The sequence below is a fragment of the Gordonia sp. HS-NH1 genome, from assembly GCF_001418765.1.
Lineage (GTDB): Bacteria > Actinomycetota > Actinomycetes > Mycobacteriales > Mycobacteriaceae > Gordonia.
Genome location: NZ_LIYC01000025.1, coordinates 1 through 16,564, shown reverse-complemented (window position 1 = coordinate 16,564; position 16,564 = coordinate 1). Strand labels below are relative to the sequence as shown.

At 68.2% G+C, this 16,564-nt stretch carries 18 protein-coding genes; 9 read left to right on the top strand and 9 right to left on the bottom strand.

The genetic code is table 11. The features are described from left to right. The first annotated feature begins 11 nt into the window (after positions 1-11). Complete coding sequence (locus AMD30_RS16345) at positions 12-581, top strand: TetR/AcrR family transcriptional regulator (protein WP_055476356.1); 570 nt, start codon at positions 12-14, stop codon at positions 579-581. Positions 582-647: 66 nt separating this feature from the next. Further along, a complete protein-coding gene (locus AMD30_RS16340; protein WP_055476355.1) occupies positions 648-1,934 on the top strand; it encodes a serine/threonine-protein kinase in 1,287 nt (428 codons plus the stop codon). 44 nt (positions 1,935-1,978) lie between these two features. Here AMD30_RS16340 and AMD30_RS16335 read toward each other — a convergent pair whose 3' ends face one another. Then, a complete protein-coding gene (locus AMD30_RS16335) occupies positions 1,979-2,230 on the bottom strand; it encodes a type B 50S ribosomal protein L31 (RefSeq protein WP_055476354.1) in 252 nt (83 codons plus the stop codon). 38 nt (positions 2,231-2,268) lie between these two features. Beyond that, positions 2,269-3,624: a ribosome hibernation factor-recruiting GTPase MRF gene (gene mrf, locus AMD30_RS16330; protein ID WP_055476353.1), complete on the bottom strand. Its 1,356-nt coding sequence runs from the start codon at positions 3,622-3,624 to the stop codon at positions 2,269-2,271. A gap of 102 nt (positions 3,625-3,726) precedes the next feature. Between mrf and rpmB the strand changes: the two genes are divergently transcribed. Genes rpmB through rpsR form a run of 4 tightly spaced genes read left to right on the top strand, consistent with a single transcriptional unit; the run spans position 3,727 to position 4,724 of the window. After that, positions 3,727-3,963, top strand: coding sequence for a 50S ribosomal protein L28 (gene rpmB / locus AMD30_RS16325; RefSeq protein ID WP_055476352.1), 237 nt, complete (start codon positions 3,727-3,729; stop codon positions 3,961-3,963). Then, a complete protein-coding gene (rpmG, locus tag AMD30_RS16320; RefSeq protein WP_004020951.1) occupies positions 3,963-4,127 on the top strand; it encodes a 50S ribosomal protein L33 in 165 nt (54 codons plus the stop codon). The genes rpmB and rpmG overlap by 1 nt, the downstream gene beginning before the upstream one ends. Continuing rightward, positions 4,127-4,432 carry a 30S ribosomal protein S14 gene (gene rpsN / locus AMD30_RS16315; RefSeq protein ID WP_055476351.1) on the top strand — a complete coding sequence of 102 codons (306 nt, stop codon included), beginning with the start codon at positions 4,127-4,129 and terminating at the stop codon, positions 4,430-4,432. Before rpmG ends, rpsN begins: the two co-directional genes overlap by 1 nt. Positions 4,433-4,460: 28 nt before the next feature. Beyond that, the gene (gene rpsR, locus AMD30_RS16310) at positions 4,461-4,724 is read left to right on the top strand and encodes a 30S ribosomal protein S18 (RefSeq protein WP_083889011.1); all 264 of its coding nucleotides are present in this window, start codon (positions 4,461-4,463) and stop codon (positions 4,722-4,724) included. 299 nt (positions 4,725-5,023) lie between these two features. On the opposite strand, the gene AMD30_RS16305 is transcribed toward rpsR, so the two are convergent. The 3 genes from AMD30_RS16305 to AMD30_RS16295 form a co-directional block, all read right to left on the bottom strand. Next, positions 5,024-5,743, bottom strand: a complete 720-nt coding sequence (locus tag AMD30_RS16305; protein ID WP_055476350.1) for a type 1 glutamine amidotransferase domain-containing protein — start codon at positions 5,741-5,743, stop codon at positions 5,024-5,026. 87 nt (positions 5,744-5,830) lie between these two features. Then, positions 5,831-6,679, bottom strand: coding sequence for an SDR family NAD(P)-dependent oxidoreductase (locus AMD30_RS16300; protein WP_014924807.1), 849 nt, complete (start codon positions 6,677-6,679; stop codon positions 5,831-5,833). Continuing rightward, positions 6,669-6,920 carry a hypothetical protein gene (locus tag AMD30_RS16295; RefSeq protein WP_055476349.1) on the bottom strand — a complete coding sequence of 84 codons (252 nt, stop codon included), beginning with the start codon at positions 6,918-6,920 and terminating at the stop codon, positions 6,669-6,671. The genes AMD30_RS16300 and AMD30_RS16295 overlap by 11 nt, the downstream gene beginning before the upstream one ends. Before the next feature lie 78 nt (positions 6,921-6,998). Here AMD30_RS16295 and AMD30_RS16290 point away from each other — a divergent pair, with 78 nt between their 5' ends. Continuing rightward, positions 6,999-8,486, top strand: a complete 1,488-nt coding sequence (locus AMD30_RS16290) for an MDR family MFS transporter (protein WP_084817299.1) — start codon at positions 6,999-7,001, stop codon at positions 8,484-8,486. On the opposite strand, the gene AMD30_RS16285 is transcribed toward AMD30_RS16290, so the two are convergent. Genes AMD30_RS16285 through AMD30_RS16270 form a run of 4 tightly spaced genes read right to left on the bottom strand, consistent with a single transcriptional unit; the run spans position 8,438 to position 13,699 of the window. Further along, entirely contained in the window at positions 8,438-10,120 is a 1,683-nt protein-coding gene (locus AMD30_RS16285; protein ID WP_055476348.1) for a dipeptide ABC transporter ATP-binding protein, read from the bottom strand. The genes AMD30_RS16290 and AMD30_RS16285 overlap by 49 nt on opposite strands. Next, the gene (locus AMD30_RS16280) at positions 10,117-11,028 is read right to left on the bottom strand and encodes an ABC transporter permease (RefSeq protein WP_055476347.1); all 912 of its coding nucleotides are present in this window, start codon (positions 11,026-11,028) and stop codon (positions 10,117-10,119) included. Before AMD30_RS16280 ends, AMD30_RS16285 begins: the two co-directional genes overlap by 4 nt. Further along, positions 11,025-12,020, bottom strand: a complete 996-nt coding sequence (locus AMD30_RS16275) for an ABC transporter permease (protein WP_055476346.1) — start codon at positions 12,018-12,020, stop codon at positions 11,025-11,027. The genes AMD30_RS16280 and AMD30_RS16275 overlap by 4 nt, the downstream gene beginning before the upstream one ends. Further along, the gene (locus AMD30_RS16270; RefSeq protein ID WP_231632753.1) at positions 12,017-13,699 is read right to left on the bottom strand and encodes an ABC transporter substrate-binding protein; all 1,683 of its coding nucleotides are present in this window, start codon (positions 13,697-13,699) and stop codon (positions 12,017-12,019) included. The genes AMD30_RS16275 and AMD30_RS16270 overlap by 4 nt, the downstream gene beginning before the upstream one ends. Positions 13,700-13,914: 215 nt before the next feature. On the opposite strand from AMD30_RS16270, the gene AMD30_RS16265 reads away from it, so the two are divergent. Beyond that, complete coding sequence (locus AMD30_RS16265) at positions 13,915-15,285, top strand: LLM class flavin-dependent oxidoreductase (RefSeq protein WP_010843030.1); 1,371 nt, start codon at positions 13,915-13,917, stop codon at positions 15,283-15,285. After that, positions 15,282-16,484 (top strand): acyl-CoA dehydrogenase family protein, encoded by a 1,203-nt coding sequence (locus tag AMD30_RS16260; RefSeq protein WP_010843029.1) that lies wholly within the window; start codon positions 15,282-15,284, stop codon positions 16,482-16,484. Before AMD30_RS16265 ends, AMD30_RS16260 begins: the two co-directional genes overlap by 4 nt. Positions 16,485-16,564: the final 80 nt, after the last annotated feature.

The following is a 16,564-nucleotide window of genomic DNA, read 5'->3' as shown; positions in this document are numbered from 1 at the left end:
ATCGTTTTCCCATGGTCCGAAATGATGACCGGCGGCGAGCCCTCGCCGACGCGGGTCTCGAAGTCCTCGCCGACACCGGAGCGCGAGGACTCACCCACCGCGCGGTCGACCGTGCCGCCGGCGTCCCCGTCGGCACGACGACGAACTATTTCCGTTCTCGCTCAGCACTTCTGACCGGTCTGGTGGAGCGCATCTACGAGCGGCTCGCACCGAGCGACGACTTCATCGCCGAACGGGCCGGACGCACCCCGACCCGCGATCTGTTCGCCGAATACCTTCGCAACATCGTCGAACGCCTGTTGGCCGACCGGGAGGTCACCATCGCGCTCATCGAACTGAGACTCGAGGGGATCCGACGCCCCGAGGTCGCCGAGATCATCGTCGAATGGCGTCGAACCGGGTTCGCCGGGGACGTCGCTTTCAACGAGCAGGCGGGCCTGCCGGGGTCGGCGCGGGAGATCGCCCTGTTCCACTTCGCGGTCGACGGCCTCCTGCTCGACCAGCTGACCGGCCCGTTGCTCCCCGATGTGCCGCTCGACGACATCGTCGACGCACTGGTCGACGGATTGCTGCCCGGTTGAGTACGCGCGGTCCGCACCGGGGTCGGGCCGATGATCGACCGGCGGGGCACCCGCTACCGTGGACAAGTGGACCGCGATCTGCTCGACGGACGCTATGAGATCCGGGGAGTTCTCGGACGTGGCGGCATGGCGGTGGTGCACGACGGGTGGGACCGGCGGCTCCACCGGTCGGTCGCCATCAAGCTGCTGCGGTCAGCGCCAGAGACCCCGGTAGTCGCTCGTGAACGGTTCGCCGCAGAGGCGCGGGCGGCCGCGGCACTCAACCATCCCAACATCGTTGCCGTTCACGATTTCGGCGAGCACGACGGGACTCCGTACATCGTGATGGAGCGGCTGAGTGGCACGACGGTCGGAGACCTCATGGTCGACGGACCGATGCCACCCGACCGTGTTGCCGCGATTCTCGCCGACGTCCTCGCGGCCCTGCACGCCGCCCACGCAGCCGGCGTGTTTCATCGCGACATCAAACCCGCGAATCTGCTGATGTCCGGTGACCGGGTGAAGGTGGCCGATCTCGGCATCGCCAAGACCGCCGGCACGGCGCACACAGCGACCGGTGAAGTCGTCGGCACCATCTGCTATCTCAGCCCAGGACGCGTGCTGGGTCAGGCGGCGACACCTGCCGACGATCTCTATGCGGCCGCCGTCGTCGCGTACGAAGCGCTGACGGGCCGTCGCGCGTACGACCAGGACAATCCCGCCGCTGTCGCGCATGCGATCCTGCACTCGCCCCCGCCGCCATTGACCGTTGTGCGTCCAGACGTTCCACCGGCCCTGCGCGACACGATCGATCGGGCCATGCGCCCCGGTGACGCGGCATCGTTCGCCGACGCCGCGGCGATGCTTGCGGCGCTGTCCGGCCAGGGTGCCGAACCGCTGTCACATCCGGCGACGAGCCGGCTCACGTCCCCGCTGTCGATGACACCGTTGTCGGCGACCCCGTTGACTGCGACACCGGGGCCCGTACCCCCGGTCGGGGGCGGGTCGCCGACGGCACCTCTCTCCACGGGGCGGCCGCGACCACGGAGACGAACCTGGGTCGCGCTGGTCGGCGGATCCGCCGCACTGCTGGCGGCGCTCCTGGTCGCCATCACCGTGGCGGCGACGAGCTCGGACGAGGACGCGCCGTCGCCGACGAACCCCGCCCCTGCCTCACTGCCCGCCGCAGAGCCCTCGATCCCGGCGAGCACCATCGAGACGCCGCAACCGACCCAGACAGAACTGCCGCAGACCGGTGTGCCCCAGACGGGGCCGACTCCGACCGAGAACGATCGGAACGGTAGGGGAAACTCCGGAGGAAATGGCGGCAACGGGAACAGTGGCAACGGGAAACCGAAGGACGACAAGAACTGATTGCCACAGCGAGGCAATCGAACCCGGATGGCCGCCGACTCGGGTCAGTGTTCGAGGTGCGCGTAGCGGCGGCGGAACTTCTCGACCCGGCCGGCGATGTCGGGAATCGTGTTGACCCCGGTGTAGAACGGGTGCGAATCGCTGGTGACGTCGACGGTGATGAGCGGGTACTCGTTGCCGTCGGACCAGGTGACGGTGGTCGGCGACGTCGCGGTGGAGCGGGTCAGGAACTCCTTGCCCGTTGAACCGTCGCGGATGACGACGGGGTGGTAATCGGGGTGGATGCCCTTCTTCATGATGAGTGCCTTCCGGTGAGATGGGTGTCGGCGAGGGGTCAGTTGTCCCGCGGGTCCGAGGTGTCGAGCCCCGGCACCGCGTCCACGGTCGACTCGGCGACGTCGAGGTCGTCGCAGGGGTCGGCGTGGAACTCGCCGAAGGGATCGTCGAAGGTCGACCAGAACTGTTGACCCGCAGCGAGTTCGACCTCGTTGAGACAGGCGTTGCGGAGCGCGTCCTCGATCTCGGCGGGGTCGGCCTGATGGACGAGCGCGACCAGCGACGTGTGCCGGTCGCCGAAGGTCTCGTCCCAGCGCAGTGCGCCGAGAGCACGACGTTCGGCGGGTACCTGCGCGAGTTCGTCGTCGGACATCGAGGCCAACCAGGGACCGCCGTGGGCCACGCGCAGCCCACCGCCTGCCGACTCGAGCCAGAGTGCCTCGTCGGGTTGGGTGGCGATCCAGACTCGCCCGCGCGCACAGACGACCCCGTCGAGCAGTGCGTCGATCGCCTCGTGGAATCGGCCCGGATGCAGCGGTCGATCGCTGTGGAACTCGACCCACGTGACGCCGCAGTCGGACTCCAACGGGGGTTCGCCGGCGAGGAGGGGGTCGTGAGGTCCGTCGATGCGACCTCGTCGTGAGCGCGGCGGCACCGCGGCCAGCAACTGTTCGGCGAGGGTGGGGGTGATCGGGCGCTGGGGCAGCTCGAACATCATGGGGACGTTGGGTGCGAGCCGTTTGAGGACGGCCACGAGTCGCGCCGACGCCCAGGCGTCGCGGACGGTCGGGTCGCACGCCGCGACCACCAGGGCGTCGGCGAAGGCGACCTGCCCGACCGCCACCTGCGCGAGCGTGCGGTCGTCGTCCAGTGCGACGTGCCCACCCTCGGCGAGAGAGAGGTCGCCGGTCGCCGACGTCAGCCAATCATCCTCGGCCACACAGGCAACCGTGAGGTCGATGCGGACGTCGACCGCTGCCGGGGCGTCGTCGAACCCCGGCATGTCGGCGACGATGACGTTCTCGATCGACCACGCGACCTGCTCGGGTTCGAGGACCGGGTCCAGGGTGAGGACGATCCGGTTCACCGACGGTCGACGATGAAGTCGGCGGAGCAGCGGGAGCAGGTCTTCTCTCAGCGTGCACGAGATGCATCCGTGGGCCAACTCGACGATGCAGACGTCATGTCGGCTGCGTCCGTCGGGTCCCCGCCAGCTCACGGTCCGGACGACGCGGCCGTCCTCGACCTGGGTCAGGTCGTGGTGCACCTGGACGCTGCCGGCGCCCCCGCCCTCCAGCGCGTCGCCGACCCGGTGGATCGACGACGCGTCGAGCCCGGTGACCACGACGATCGGGGTTCGACGGTCGGTCGGTCCGGCACCATCCGGGCGGTTCGCGAGTCCATCGTCGAGCACGGCTCCACTCCGATCTATTGAGAATGATTTCCATTTGCGCTCCGGCGACGGTACCGTGGCCGAACAGTTAATGCCAATCATTGTCGATAAGAAGGGGGCAACATGTCCAAGAGGTGCCAGGTCACCGGTCGGGTACCGGGCTTCGGCAAGCAGGTGTCGCATTCGCACAAGCGGACCTCGCGCCGTTGGGACCCGAACATCCAGCGACGCCGCTACTTCGTGCCCGGTGAGGGTCGGTACGTGACGCTGCGCGTGAGCGCCAAGGGGATCTCGACGATCGACAAGCACGGCATCGAGTCGGTGCTGCGCAGGATCCGTGCGCGCGGAGAGAAAGTCTGATGGCGCGCAACGAGATCCGGCCGATCGTCAAACTGCGTTCCACCGCCGGGACCGGATACACGTACGTGACGCGGAAGAACCGCCGAAACGATCCCGACCGCATGGTGCTCCGCAAGTACGACCCGATCGCCCGTGCCCACGTCGATTTCAAGGAGGACCGCTGATGGCCAAGAAGTCCAAGATCGTCCGGAACGAGCAGCGCCGGGAGGTCGTCGCGCGGTATGCCGACCTCCGCGCCGAACTGAAGCGCGCAAGTGTGGCGCCCGATTCGACGCCCGAGGAGCGGATGACGGCCTTACATCGCCTACAGCGGTTGCCGCGCAATGCAAGTCCGACGCGTCTGCGCAACCGGGACGCGGTCGACGGCCGCCCCCGCGGGTACATCGGCAAGGCGGGTCTGTCCCGCGTGCGGTTCCGCGAACTCGCGCACAGGGGTGAGCTGCCCGGAATCCAGAAGTCCAGCTGGTGAGACGGATCCACGAGAACAAGGAATGGTGATGGCCAACAAGAGAACCCGTCGGCGCGACGACGAACCGGTCAAACGCAAACGGAACCTGCTCGTCGCACAGGGCGTGCGCGTCGACGGGCGTACTCCCGTCGACTACAAGGATGTCGCGCTGCTGCGACAGTTCCTGTCCGACAAAGGCCGTATCCGCAGCCGGCGGCTCACCGGATTGAGCCCGCAGGAGCAGCGTCAGGTCGCCACGGCGATCCGCAACGCGCGCGAAATGGCCTTGCTGCCGTACGACTCACGACACTGACGTCCGGTACTCGTGTTCGCGAACGAGCGCGACGAGCCCCCCGCCGCTCCCTGAGGTGTGAGTAGACGCGACCTCCATTGCTCCCTGAGGTGTGAGTAGACGCGACCCCCATTGCTCCCTGAGGTGCGAGCGAAGCGAGCCACGAAGGGCATGGTGACGTGCCTCGCCAGCCCTTCGTGGCTCGTCGCTAACGCTCCTCGCACCTCAGGGAGCGGGAGGGAGCGTAGCTAACGCTCCTCGCACCTCAGGGGGCGGGAGGGGCGCCGCTTGCGCTCCCCGTTCCTCGGGTCGAAAAAGTCCTACTTGGAGCCCTGCGGCACGTTCTCGAGCCGATCGAGCAGAGTGCGTGCCAGCGATTCCGACGACGCGGGATTCTGACCGGTCAGCAGGTTGCCGTCGGCTTCGGTGTGGACCGCCCACGGCTCACCCAGGGTGATCTTGAACCCCGCCTGGGTGAGCCGGTCCTGCAGGAGCCAGGGTGCCTTGTCGGCGAGCCCGGCCTGTTCCTCCTCGGCGTTGCTGAAGCCGGTCACCGTGCGACCGGCGAAGGCGTTGACACCGTCGGAGTTGGTGGCGGCGAGCAGGATCGCCGGTCCGTGGCACACGATCCCGAGCGGCAGTTTCGCCTCGTCGGCCGCTATCAGGAGGCCACCTGCGTTCGAGTCCACGGCCAGGTCCTCCATGGGACCGTGTCCGCCCGGGACGAACACCGCGTCGTAGTCGGCGATGCGAACGTCGGTGAGGGCGATCGGCTTCTTCAGTTCGGGTGCGGTCTCGACGACGTGACGGATCTCGGCCGCACGCTCGGGGGTGCCGATGCTCTCGACCGCGAGACTGGTCTCGTCGACCGGCGGCTGGACACCGTTGGGGGTGGCCACGGTCACCTTGTAGCCGGCCGCACGGAACACCTCCAGCGGCGCGACGGCCTCTTCGGCCCAGAATCCGGTCTTGTGAGTCGAGCCGTCGTTCAGCGTCCAGCTTCCGGCGCCGGTCATGATGAAGAGGATGTTTCGTGTCATCTGAACCTCCTGTGCCCAGGTAGTCGGTGTGGTCGTCGTCCGCCAACGTAGAGACAAACCGCGGTGTCGGCCACGACGCAGGTCAGGTCAGGCGAGACCGGTGAGCTCGGCGGAGCGCTGCCACAGGCCGTCGATCAGTTTCTGGTCGTGGGCCTGACGGTTCTCCCGGCCGTTGGCCTTGTGGCGGTTGAAGTACACCCCGTTGACGCTCGGGTCGGCGCCGCGTTCGGCGAGGGCGATGAGCGGGGCGGCTCCCTGCTCGGGGGTGATGGTCACCAGGCGCGTCAGCGGAGACCGGTAGGCGAGTCCGACGAACCGCGAGTCGCGGCCGAAACTCGTAGCCGCGGGTCCGGGATGGACTGCGGCGGAGTAGATCTTGTCAGCGGTCCAGCGCTGGGCGATCCCGCGTGTGAACAGGATGTTCATCAGCTTGGCGGTGCCGTAGGGCCGCATCCCCAGCGTGCGACGTTTCTCGAAGTCGAGGTCGTCGAGGTCGACCTGGCCGAAGAGGTTGCCCACGCTGGAGGTGTTCAGGACGAGGGACTGCGGGGCCGCGGCCAACCGATCCCGGAGGAGGTGGGTCAGGAGGAACGGGGCCAGGTGGTTGATCTGGAAGTTGAGCTCGTGCCCGTCCGCGGAGCGTTGCGACGAGTCGAACGTCCCGCCCGCGTTGTTCATCAGGACGTCGATCGTCCCCACGGCGGAATTGATCTCCGCGGCCAGGTCCCGCACCTGCGACAGATCCGAGAAATCCGCGGTGAACGGGGTCGCACCGGTCTCCGCCGCGATCGGCGCGAGCTTCTTCGGTGAGCGTCCGACGAGGATGAGCTCGGTCTCGGGTCCGGCCAGGGATCGCGCCGCGATCGCGCCGATCCCGTCGCTGGCGCCGGTGAGGACGATCGTGCGTTTCTGTCCGGACGGGGTTTCACTGGCCATCGGTCGTGCCCTCCGATCCGCCGACCGCGTGACCCTCATCGGTGTGGTCGGCCGGTGGCTGCGCGCCGTCGTAGGACGCTTTGTCTTCCCGGATTCGGTCGGTCTCGCCGATCTCCGTGTCACCGGCGGCCGGCAGAACCGACTCGGGGCCGTCCTCCTCGTCGGGATCGTCGCGCAGATCGGGATCGGTCTTCAGTTCGTCTTCGTTCGTCGTCCAGGTGGGCTTCTCGTTGTCCGGCATCTCTCCACCTTGCCCGAAGACGCACGTTTTCACACCGGCCTTGACTTCAAGCTGACTTGAGGTTGTCTGCTCGTCGTCGTGACCACACTCGACCCGGCCAGCCGGCGCATCGGCCTCATCCTCGTCGTCCCGACCCTCATGGTGATGCTCGACGTGACGGTGGTGACCGTCGCGCTCCCACAACTGACCACCGAGTTCGACGCACCGCTGTCGAGCGTGCAGTGGGTGACCACCGCGTACGCACTGGCTCTCGTCGCGGTCATGCCGCTGTCCGCGTACGCCAGCAACCGATTCGGTGGCCGGCGGGTCTATTGCGCGGCCCTCCTGGTCTTCGTTCTCGGATCGCTTCTCACCGCGTTGTCCTGGAACATCGGCAGTCTCATCGTCTTTCGGGCCCTACAGGGCCTCGGCGGCGGCATGCTGCAACCCGTGGGCATGGCCATCGCGCTGCAGGCGGTACCGGAAGCACTGCGAGGACGGATGATGGCCATCCTGGGACTGCCCACGCTCGTGGGCCCCGTGCTCGGTCCGGTCTTGGGCGGTGTTCTCGTCGACCACGGCAGCTGGCGCGTCATCTTCGCGGTCAACGTTCCCCTCGGTCTGATCGCGGCGGCACTGGCGTGGCGGTTCTTCCCCCGGACCGCTTCTCGCCGCATGCCGCGTATCGACCTGCGAGCGGTGGCCGCACTGTCACCGGGCGGTGCGTTCCTGGTCCTCGGCCTGTCCCGCGCCGGGGACACCGGCTCGCTGCTGGAGGCGTCGATTCTGGTCCCGGTGGGCGTCGGCCTGATGTTGTTGGGCTACTTCGTCCGACGGTCGCTGCGCAGCCGAACACCCGTCCTGGATCTGCGACTGCTGGCACATGCGCGCCTGCGCGGTGGCGTGGTGGTGATGATCTTCTTCGCCGGGGCGTACTTCGGCTCGATGACGATCCTGCCCATCTATGTCCAGTCGGTCCGGTCCGATTCGGCCACCACCGCCGGCATGCTGTTCGTCCTTCCCGCGCTGCTGAGCGGCATCACTCTCCAGATCGCCACGCGGGTGGCCGATTCCGTGGACCCGCGCCGGGTCGCGATCTGCGGGATCGTGATGTCCACGGCGGCGATGACGTCGATGGCCGCGGTGCTCGACGACGCGACCCCGTACCCTGTCATCGTCGCGATCCTCGCTCTCATGGGGATCGGGGTCGGCGCGACGATGCTGCCCACGATGACCGCCGCCACCCGCGACCTCGAAGGTGCGGACACCCCCGGGGGCACGACCATCCTGACGACCTCGAACCAGTTCGCCGTCGCGCTGGCGTCGGCCGCGGTCACGGCCACGATTGCGGCGCTGATGAATTCGCGCAGTGCGGTCGTCGAGGGCCGGGGAGTGGCGGGTGCGATGTCGCTGAGCTCGGCCGAACGCGTCGAGGCCATGCCCGAACTCGCGTCCGCGGTCGCCGACACGTACTACCTCACCGCCGGGCTCCTCGGGTGTGCCCTCCTCGCGGCGGTGTTCGTCATGCCCGCGCGGCGTCAGGCCACCTGGATCCGCGGCACGGCGGCGAGGAGCTCGCGGGTGTAGGGGTGTTGCGGATCGTCGAAGACGGCATCGGCCGCACCGTACTCGACGACCTCGCCCGAACGCATCACCGCGATGTCATCGCTGACGTGGTGGATGACGCCCAGGTCATGGGAGATGAACACCAGGGCGACACCGGTTTCCGCCTGCAGGCGGGCCAGCAGGTCGAGGATCCGTGCCTGGATGGACACGTCGAGGGCCGATACCGGTTCGTCGCACACGATGACGGCGGGCCGTGGTGCGAGCGCACGGGCGATCGCGACGCGCTGTCGTTGTCCGCCCGACAGTCGCGAGGGGTGCCGGTGCCGGTGCTCCTCGTGCAGACCGACCTGGTCGAGGAGTTCGGTGATCCGGTGGTCGAGATCCGCGCTGCGGACGCCGGTCACGCGCAGGGCGTCGGCGAGGATGCGGTCGACGGTCCATCGTGGGTCGAACGAACTGAGCGGATCCTGGTAGATGACCGAGATCAGCCGACGCGACTCCCGGCGCCGGGCTTCGGTGAGTCCAGACCACGGCTCGCCATTCAGTTCGACAGTGCCGGAGTCGGGTTCGGTGAGACCGAGGATGATCCGCGCGGTCGTCGTCTTGCCCGAGCCCGACTCGCCGACGATGCCGAGGGTGCGTCCGGCGGCGAGGTCGAAGCTCACCCCGGCCACGGCTGGTCTGGCGGTGATCGCCTTGCCGCTGAACGACTTGTGCAGGTCGCGAACGCGCAGCGCGAGCGGCTGTTCGGGCGCCGAAGTCGCCGGAGTGCCGAGTTGCTCACCGCTGACGAGCAGGGTGCCCTTGGATGCGCGGGACGGGATCGCGTCGATGAGACCCCGGGTGTACTCGTGCTGCGGGGCCGTCAGCACCTCGCGCGCGTTGCCGTATTCGACGATCTCGCCGTCGCGCATCACCGCCACGCGGTCGGCGAGCCGTGAGACGACGGCCAGATCGTGCGAGATGAGGATGATGCCGTTGCCTCGCGTCTTCGCTTCGGCCAGCACCTCGAGGATCTGTGCCTGGACGGTGGCGTCCAGTGCCGTCGTCGGCTCGTCGGCGATGAGTAGCTTCGGGTCCTGGGCGAGGGCCGACGCGATGAGGGCACGCTGGCGGAGTCCGCCGGAGAGTTCGTGCGGGCGTTGACGCGCCCGTACCCGCGGTTCGGGAACGCCCACGAGGTCGAGCAGTTCGATGACACGCTCCTCGCGGAGCGCACGTCCGAGCCGTGTCGGGGTCCGGCGACCGATGCCACCATGAGCGGTCAGCGATTCGGCGATCTCGCTGCCCACCGTGCGCAGTTGATCCAGGGACACCAGGGCGTCCTGGAGCACGAATCCGATCTCGCGGCCTCGGATGGCGCGCCATTCGCGGTCGACGAGGCCGCGCAGGTCACGTCCGTCGAATGACAATGCGGCGGCGTCGATCTCGGCTCCCGGACCGGTGAGCCCGATGAGGGTGCGCGCGGTGACGGACTTGCCGGAGCCGGATTCGCCGACGATCGCCAGGCACTGGCCGGCATCGACCTTGAACGACACCCCCTTCACGACCTCGCGGCCGGCGAACGAGACGCGGAGGTCGCGCACCTCGGCCAGCGGCGCGTCGGTCCGGACTTCGGTGCCGGAGGTCACTGCCTCTCGGGTGACGACGGTCATCGGCGTTCTCCTTCCAGGCGTGTGCCGAGATACCGGCCCACGGTCGTGAATGCCAGTGCCACCGTGACGATCACGAGGCCGGGGAAGATCTCCAGCCACCAGGCCACGGTGATGTAGGTGCGTCCGGCGTCGAGCAGCGCGCCCCACTCGGGTGCGGGTGGTGGCACGCCGAGTCCGAGGTAGGCCAGTCCCGACGCCCAGATGATGGCCTGTCCCACTCCGAGCGTCACGGTCACGATCATCGGGCGGAGCGCGTTGGGCGCGATGTGCTGCAGGAGGATTCGGCGGCGAGGGTGGCCCAGGGCGGTCGCGGCCTCGATGTAGGGCGCGTTGCGGACGGCGAGCACCTGTCCGCGGACGATGCGGGCGTACCCCGGCGCGATACCGATACCGATCGCGAGGATCAGGGTCACCTGTCCGGGGCCGAAGACCGAGGTCAGGAGGAGGCCGAGAAGCACGATGGGGAAGGCGAACATCACCTCGATCCAGCGATTGGCCAGTGCCTGGGAGACCCGACCCGACAGTCCCGCGGCGATGCCGAGCAACACCGCCAGGACCGAGGCTAGTGCGACCGCGCCGAGCCCGATGATCAGCGATTGCCGTGTACCGGCGATGACGCGGCTCAGCAGGTCTCGTCCCGAGAGGTCGGTGCCGAACGGGTGTGCCCAGCTCGGCGGTTGCAGGGTGGCGTCCAGGTCGACGGCGAGCGGGTCGTAAGGAGCGAGCAGGTTGGGTGCGACCGCGGCCACGAGCAACAGGCCGAGAACCACGAGCGCGGCGATCACCGCCGCCGGCGGCCACGAGCGACGCGGGTGGTGGTCCTGGCCGAGACGCGTGCCGGTGGTGGACCTGCGTACCGCGGAGAGCGCGTTCGTCAATGCGGGCCGGACCGGATTGGTGAGGGTCATGGGACCTCGATCCTGGGGTCGATGACGGTGTAGAGGAAGTCCACGGCGAGGTTGGCGATCGTGTAGACGAGCGCGACGAAGAGAACGATGCCGCTCACCAGCGGGACGTCACGCGAACTGGCCGCCGCGACCAGTGTCTGACCGATACCCGCACGCGCGAAGACGGTTTCGGCGATCACCGCACCGGACAGCAGCGCACCCATGGCCCAGCCCGAGACCGTGACCGCGGGAAGGACGGAGTGCCGCAACACATGTCGAAACCGGACCGACAGGTCACCGAGTCCGCGACTGCGCGCGGTGAGCACGAAGGGCTGGTCCAGTGCGCGGGCGAACTCGTCGCGGGCGATCTGGCCGAGGAAACCGGACAGGGGAATGGCCAGGGTGAGCACCGGCAGGACGAGTCCCCACAGGCCGGTTCCGCTCTCGACGGGAAACCAGCCGAGGTTGATCGCGAACACCACCAGGAGGATCGATCCCACCCAGTACTGCGGCAGGCCCGCGCTGACGGTCTCGATCAGGGACCCGGCCGCGCCCCAGGGCCCGCGGCGGCCCGCCGTGAGCGTGGTGAGGACGAGCACGAAGAGCCACGCGACGACCAGGGCGGTGAGGGTGAGGACGAGCGTGGGCCCGATCTGGTCGGCGATGATCTCGGTGACCGGCTGCTGCAGCTGGAACGAGATGCCGAGATCGCCGTGCAGCAGACCGCCGAGATAGTCCACATACTGCGACCACACCGAATCGTCGAAGCCGTACTCGGCGTTGACCGGAGCGAGTTCGTCCGGCGTGCGTTCGCGGCTCTCACCCGACGAGAGGTTGAGGAGCAGCGTGGCGCGGTCACCGGGTGCGAGGACCTGGAGCAGGAAGGTTATGGACGCGGCGGCCCACAGCACGAAGACAGCGGAACCGATCTTGCCCGCCCAACGGGTCAGGCCCCGCGGTGGGAGTACCTGGCGCCGGGCCGCGGTCACGGCCGGGTCGTCGACCAGGGTCATCGCACAAACCTCGCATCCGCGAACACCGGTTCGCCTTGTGATTTCTCGACCCACACCCCGTGCAGGCGCGGTGACACCGCCAACGACGTCGTCTGCGTGTACAACCCGATCGACAGCGCGTTGTCGCCGATGAGGCGCTGGGCGTCCCGGTAGAACGCCCGGGCCTGCACCGGATCCGGGGAGGCGTTGCCTTGCTCGATGAGACTCTGCAGGCGCGGGTCGTTGTAGTACGCCGTGTTGTGCGGGTTGGGACTGTCCGGAAGTCGCTGACGCCAGTTGATGTAGAGCAGGCCCGGGGTCGGGCTGGTCCAGTAGCCGACGTAGGCGTCGTAGGTCGGGGCCTTCGCGTACTGCCCGCCGAAATACGCGCTCTGGGTGGCGGGGACGAGCTGGATGTCGAAGCCCACGTCACGCGCCTGTCGAGCCACCGCCTGAAGGATCGCGGCACCCTCGGGTCCGACGATCGCGTCGGCGGCGTACACGACCCGAGCGGTCAGGCGCCGTCCGTCCTTCGTGCGGATGCCGTCGTCGTCGCGGCCCGTCCAGCCCGCCTCGTCGAGCAGGGCAGCGGCCGCCTCCGGGTCATGCGGGTAGTTCCCGGCCTCCGGGTCGTAGTCCGGGGTGCTCTGACTGAGGGCGCCGTTGGCGTTGTAGGGGACCACGCCGAGAAACGCCGTCTCGACGGCTTTCCGACGGTCCGCCGAGTACGCGAACGCCTGGCGGACCCGGACGTCGTCGAACGGTGCATGGTCGACGTTGAGGGTGATGGCGTTCGGTCGTCCCGGCGTCACGTACCGACTCACCTGATAGCGGCTGGTCGCGTCCGCCCAGTTGATGGCCGGCACGTTGTAGATGACGTCGGAGGATTCACTGCGCAGCGATCCGTAGCGGAGCACCGGATCCTTGAGGAACTTCCAGATCAGCTTGTCCACGTGGGCCGGACCCTGGTTCTTCGCGTTCGCCGGGGGCGAGGTGTAGTTCGGGTTGCGGACGAAGGTGATGCTGCGATTGCGATCCCAGCGTTCGATGATGAACGGGCCGGACCCGACCGGGCTGGTGCAATTGGCCTTCGGACCACGCGCCAGCGCGGTCGGCGACTGGATTCCGAAGTAACCCTGCGTCAGTACGGTGAGGAGCGGGGTGTACGGGGACCTGAGGTTCATCCGGTAGGTCAGCGGCCCGACGACCTCGTCGGACTCGAAGTACTTGCCGATATAGGACACCACCGTGCCGTTGGGCTTGTCTGGATTCAGATACGACGCGAAGGTGGCACGGACGGCTTCGGCGTCGAGCGGCGTGCCGTCGCTGAATTCGACGCCGGGCTTGAGATGGAAGGTGTACGAGCGTCCGTCGGGGGAGACGTCCCAGCGGGTGGCCAGCCACGGCACCACTCGACCCGAGTCGTCCAGCGATACCAGGTTGTCGAGGTATTGCCGTGCCAGATAGGCGTTCTGGACCCACCCTCCGTGCACGCAGGGCGGCTCCTGCTCATGGCCGTAGGAGATGGTCCCGCCCGAGACGTACTGGCCCGGCGTGGCGGAGACCCCCGTCGACTCGCCGTCGCCGGTGCGCGGCTGGGCACATCCCGCGAGCAATGCCGCACAGGTCAGAGCGATGCCGACCGCGGGTAGCAGGCGGGATGGCCGCGGTCGTCGCAGCACAGGACTTCGTGGCAGCACAGAACTCTCCTCGGGCAGCACAGATGGCGGCGAACGCGGCTCGAGGTCCTGGTACACGACAGCGCGAGCCCGGCGTCGGGATGGGAATCACCACAAAGTAGGGGCTTCGGACGGTGTCGGGCACCCCTTGAGGCCACCGTGATCCGAAGTCGCCGCACGCGCGTCCTCGTCCGTAACGTCGCGCTGAGTCCGCCGCCTCGTGATCAGGAGCAGCCATGTCCGCGCCACCCTTGAACTTCGCCGCCTTCGTCATGAACACGACATCGCACATCCTGCACGGCGCGTGGCGGGCACCCGAGGCGCAGCAGCACCGCTTCAACGACCTCGATCACTGGATCGGACTCGCGAAACTGTTGGAAGAGGCCCGGTTCGACTTCATCTTCTTCGCCGACGTGGTCGGGTTGTACGACGACTACCAGGGGGACTGGAAGAAGTTCGTCGACTCCGGCCTGCAGATCCCGAGCAACGACCCGCTCGTCTTGGCTTCCGCGATCGCCTCGCACACAGAGCATCTGGGCATCGCGATCACGAGTTCGATTCTGCAGGAACACCCGTTCGACTTCGCGCGGAAGATATCCACCCTCGATCACCTGAGCAAGGGACGGATCGCGTGGAACATCGTCACGAGCCTGTCCGGCAACGCCTGGCGCAACTTCGGATATGACGGCATCACCAAACACGACGACCGCTACGCATGGGCCGACGAGTACGTCGACGTCGCCTACAAGTTGTGGGAGGGGTCCTGGGACGAGGGCGCGCTCATCCAGGACAAGTCGGGCGGCCTCCACGGGGACTACGACCGCGTTCACAAGATCAACCATGTCGGCGAGCACTACCGCGTCGAGGGTCCTCATCTCGTGTCACCGTCACCGCAGCGGACCCCGGTGCTCTTCCAGGCCGGATCCTCGCCTGCCGGACGGCGCTTCGCGGCCCGCAATGCCGAGGCCCAGTTCATCCTCTCGCCGTCGCCGGACGCCGCGCGCACGCTGATCGCCGACACCCGGCGCCTCGCGGTCGAGTCCGGCCGGAATCCGTCGGATCTCCAGTTCTTCCAGGGACTCTCGTTCGTGGTCGGGAGCACCGAGGACGAAGCGGCGCGCAAGTCCCGTGATCTCGACGAGCTCATCGATCCGAGCACGATCATCGCCCACTCGGCGGGTGGCATCGGGGTGGATCTCGGACACTATGACCTCGACACCCCGATCGGGCAGATCCACACCGAGGGTTCCCAGAGCCACCTGCTGTGGCTGCGCGAGGCCGTGCCCGACCGCGAACCGACCGTGCGCGATCTCGCTCAGCTGCGCAGCCGTACCGGGCGGGTCGTCGGGACCCCGGACCAGATCGCCGACCGTCTCGAGCAGTGGCGCGACGCCGGCGTGGGTGGCATCAACGTCATCAACGCGACCATCCCCGGCAGCTATGTCGAGTTCGCCGAGCACGTGCTGCCCGTCCTGCGCGAGCGGGGCCTGGCGAAGCGGGAGTACGCCGAGGGGACCTCACGCGCCAAACTCACCGGCCGCGACCGGCTTCCGGAGTCGCACCCCGCGGCACGCTATCGCGGCGCGTTCGCCGGGGTTCCGGCATGACCGCACCCGCGCGGGTCGTGACCGACCGGAACGAGATCCTCGCGGAGATCGCGGCCGGTTCGGCCGAACGCGAACGCCTGGGCCAGGACCCGCGAGAAGCCGTGGCGCTCCTACGACGGTCGAGGTTGACTGCGCTGTCCCTCGACACACAGTCGGGAGGCGGCGGGGCCGGGAGCGTCGAACTCTTCGAGTTCATCATCGACCTCGCCCGCGCCGACCCGATCGCGGCGCACATCCTGCGCGCCCACTACTGGTTCGTCGAGCAGATCGAACGACTGCCCATCGGACCGGTGCGCAGCCGCTGGAGCGAGCGAATCGCCGCGGGAGCCATCGTCGGCAACGCGTCGAGCGAACGCGGCGTCGCCGCCGGGTCACGCCAGTACGCGACACAACTGGTCACCGACGGTGATGGCTGGCGGCTCCGCGGTGAGAAGTTCTACAGCACCGGAACGGCTTTCGCGGATTTCGTCACGGTACTCGCCATCGTCCCGGACGCCCTGCGCTCACGGCTGGTCAAAGTGGTCGTCCCGGTGGACCGCGACGGGGTGAGCGTCGTCGACGACTGGGACGGGATCGGGCAGCATCGCACGGGCACCGGCTCGACCCTGTTCGACGATGTCCGGGTGACCTCCGAGGACGTCCTCGAGTTCGTCGAACTGGACGAGTCCACGCCGCCCGCCGCCAACGACGGCCCCTTCCTGCAGCTGTTCCTCCAGGCACTGATCGCCGGCATCCTCCTGTCCGCGGCGGATGACGCGGTGACACTGCTGCATTCGCGGGCACGGACCTTCGAGCACGCACCCACGCCGGAGCCCAGGCAGGATCCGCTGCTGCTGGAACGGATCGGCGAGATCGATGCCGCCGCACACGTGGCGCGCGACGCGGTCCTGAGCGCGGCCCGGCAGGTCGAGACGGCGAATGCGTTGGCACGGCGCGGGGTCATCGACGTCGCGCAGTTCGCGCAGGCATCGCTCGCCGCCGCGCGCGTCAAGGTGCACGTCGACCGCATCGCGCTCCCGGCGGCCGCGGCCGTCTTCGACGTGGGCGGCGCGTCGGCGGCCAGTCGCAGCCGCAACCTGGACCGGCACTGGCGCAACATCCGGACCATCACCCTGCACAACCCGACCGCGTACAAGGCCGTCGCCATCGGAGATCTGCGCGTCAACGACACCCCGCTGCCGGGTAACGGCTACTTCTGACCGGAGTTGACCGGATCTGCGTCCAGGCGGGTGGCGTGGACCACGACGGAACTCTGCTGCCTGATCCGAAAGAACCACAG

Coding starts and splice junctions, on each gene's coding strand:
- AMD30_RS16345 (WP_055476356.1), top strand. CDS start 12: ATGGTCCGAAATGATGACCGGCGGCGAGCCCTCGCCGACGCGGGTCTC.
- AMD30_RS16335 (WP_055476354.1), bottom strand. CDS start 2,230: ATGAAGAAGGGCATCCACCCCGATTACCACCCCGTCGTCATCCGCGAC.
- rpmB (WP_055476352.1), top strand. CDS start 3,727: ATGTCCAAGAGGTGCCAGGTCACCGGTCGGGTACCGGGCTTCGGCAAG.
- rpmG (WP_004020951.1), top strand. CDS start 3,963: ATGGCGCGCAACGAGATCCGGCCGATCGTCAAACTGCGTTCCACCGCC.
- rpsN (WP_055476351.1), top strand. CDS start 4,127: ATGGCCAAGAAGTCCAAGATCGTCCGGAACGAGCAGCGCCGGGAGGTC.
- rpsR (WP_083889011.1), top strand. CDS start 4,461: ATGGCCAACAAGAGAACCCGTCGGCGCGACGACGAACCGGTCAAACGC.
- AMD30_RS16305 (WP_055476350.1), bottom strand. CDS start 5,743: ATGACACGAAACATCCTCTTCATCATGACCGGCGCCGGAAGCTGGACG.
- AMD30_RS16300 (WP_014924807.1), bottom strand. CDS start 6,679: ATGGCCAGTGAAACCCCGTCCGGACAGAAACGCACGATCGTCCTCACC.
- AMD30_RS16295 (WP_055476349.1), bottom strand. CDS start 6,920: ATGCCGGACAACGAGAAGCCCACCTGGACGACGAACGAAGACGAACTG.
- AMD30_RS16285 (WP_055476348.1), bottom strand. CDS start 10,120: ATGACCGTCGTCACCCGAGAGGCAGTGACCTCCGGCACCGAAGTCCGG.
- AMD30_RS16280 (WP_055476347.1), bottom strand. CDS start 11,028: ATGACCCTCACCAATCCGGTCCGGCCCGCATTGACGAACGCGCTCTCC.
- AMD30_RS16275 (WP_055476346.1), bottom strand. CDS start 12,020: ATGACCCTGGTCGACGACCCGGCCGTGACCGCGGCCCGGCGCCAGGTA.
- AMD30_RS16265 (WP_010843030.1), top strand. CDS start 13,915: ATGTCCGCGCCACCCTTGAACTTCGCCGCCTTCGTCATGAACACGACA.
- AMD30_RS16260 (WP_010843029.1), top strand. CDS start 15,282: ATGACCGCACCCGCGCGGGTCGTGACCGACCGGAACGAGATCCTCGCG.